The organism is Nocardia acididurans, from assembly GCF_016741815.1.
In the GTDB taxonomy this organism is placed as follows: domain Bacteria; phylum Actinomycetota; class Actinomycetes; order Mycobacteriales; family Mycobacteriaceae; genus Nocardia; species Nocardia acididurans.
Map to the genome: position 1 here is coordinate 1 of NZ_JAERRJ010000056.1, position 797 is coordinate 797.

General features: G+C 64.7%; 1 pseudogene. It reads right to left on the bottom strand.

Features of this window, described 5'->3' with window-relative positions:
- Positions 1–797: pseudogene (gene adh / locus JK358_RS38765) on the bottom strand (aldehyde dehydrogenase); the annotation flags it as partial.

Genomic DNA, 797 nt, shown 5'->3' on the forward strand with positions numbered 1-797 from the left:
CGTCCGATGTCGATGTAGGACAGGATCTTCTCGTACTGGTCGTTGCTGGCCTGCGCGCCGATCATGGTCGAATCGTCCAGGGGATTACCGCCCTTGATGGCTTTGGTGCGTTCGATGCAGCGCGCCATGAAATCGTCGTAGATCGAGGAGTGGATCAGCGCCCGCGACGGGCACGTGCACACCTCACCCTGGTTGAGCGCGAACATGACGAAGCCCTCGACGGCCTTGTCCAGGAAATCGTCCTCGGCCGCGGCCACATCGGGCAGGAAGATGTTGGGCGACTTGCCACCCAGCTCCAAGGTCACCGGGATGATGTTCTCGCTGGCGTACTGCATGATCAGCCGCCCGGTGGTGGTCTCACCGGTGAACGCGATCTTGGCCACGCGCGGGCTCGACGCCAGCGGCTTGCCCGCCTCGACACCGAATCCGTTGACCACGTTGAGAACTCCCGGCGGCAGCAGATCCGCGATCAACTCCACCACCTTCAGGATCGAGGCCGGAGTCTGCTCGGCGGGCTTGAGCACCACACAGTTCCCCGCCGCCAGCGCGGGCGCGAGTTTCCAGGTCGCCATGAGGATCGGGAAGTTCCACGGAATGATCTGCCCGACCACACCGAGGGGCTCGTGGAAGTGATAGGCGATGGTGTCGGCGTCGATCTCGGCGAGCGAACCCTCCTGCGCGCGAATGGCTCCCGCGAAGTACCGGAAGTGATCGACCGCCAACGGCAGATCCGCGGCCAGGGTCTCGCGCACCGGCTTGCCGTTGTCCCAGGTTTCGGCGACGGCCAGCCGCTCGAG